Source organism: Alsobacter sp. R-9 (genome assembly GCF_054612375.1).
This window is the reverse complement of record NZ_JBTSWJ010000040.1, coordinates 1-889: the sequence shown is the minus strand read 5'-3', so window position 1 is coordinate 889 and position 889 is coordinate 1. Positions and strand designations below refer to the sequence as shown.

The window sequence follows — 889 nt, the reverse complement described above, 5'->3', positions numbered from 1 at the left end:
CCACCCTCGCACTGCGTCGGTCGCTGTCACGCGACGCCCGGGTCGCGCTCAGGCTCCGACGCGAGGCGGGCTGGATCGTCGATCGTCCCCGGACCCTTCCGTCGCCGGGCCGTGGCACTCCAGGACAGCGCGAGCGCGCTGACGGCGAGACCGTGGCGCCCAGCGAGACGCGGAGAGGCCCATCGCCGTCGCGGAGCCCCTCCACGCGACGGGAACCTTCGGGTCGTGTCCGGGCATCGGCCCCGGCCGCGCCACCCTCGGCGCCTTCAGCGGACGAGACCACGTCGGCGAAGATCCGTGGAGGGACCGGGACAGAGACCCTGACGCTCTACGACGACGCCCTCGCCTGTGCCCACGACGAGGCCACGCTTCTCGAAATCCGCGATGAGTTCGCCGACCGCCTGGCAGCACTGGGCTCCGACCAGACCGCGAGCGCTCAGCGCATTCTCCTGCGTCATGAAGGGCGTGTTCGTGCGCTCAGCGGCCCCCATCCGCAACCCGAGGGAGGCGCCGATGCGTGAGGCTCCTCACCGCCGGCGCTCTCTCTCCACCCGCGAGCGCCTGGACCTCTTCATCGCCGCCAACGGCCGCTGTCAGCGCTGCGGCTGGGCCCTCAGACCCGGCACACGCTGGGACGTCGATCACGTCATCCCGCTCGCCCTCGGCGGGCGGGACACTCCCGACAACATGCAGGTGCTCTGCGTGCCGTGTCACTCAGGCAAGACGCGGCGACAGGACGTTCCGACGATTGCCAAGATTGCCCGGGTCAGAGCGCGGCACCTCGGGGCGGCACGGGCGCGAAGGCCGATGCCGGGAGGGAAGGACTCGAAATGGAAAAGAACAATCGATGGGAGGGTGGTGGAGCGCCGCTGACAGGTTCAAAGCGGGG

General features: G+C 70.6%; 1 protein-coding gene. It reads left to right on the top strand.

Features of this window, described 5'->3' with window-relative positions; translation table 11 throughout:
- Positions 1 to 384 precede the first annotated feature (384 nt).
- Positions 385 to 873: an HNH endonuclease gene (locus ACX9GQ_RS25015; protein WP_459632314.1), complete on the top strand. Its 489-nt coding sequence runs from the start codon at positions 385 to 387 to the stop codon at positions 871 to 873.
- Positions 874 to 889: the final 16 nt, after the last annotated feature.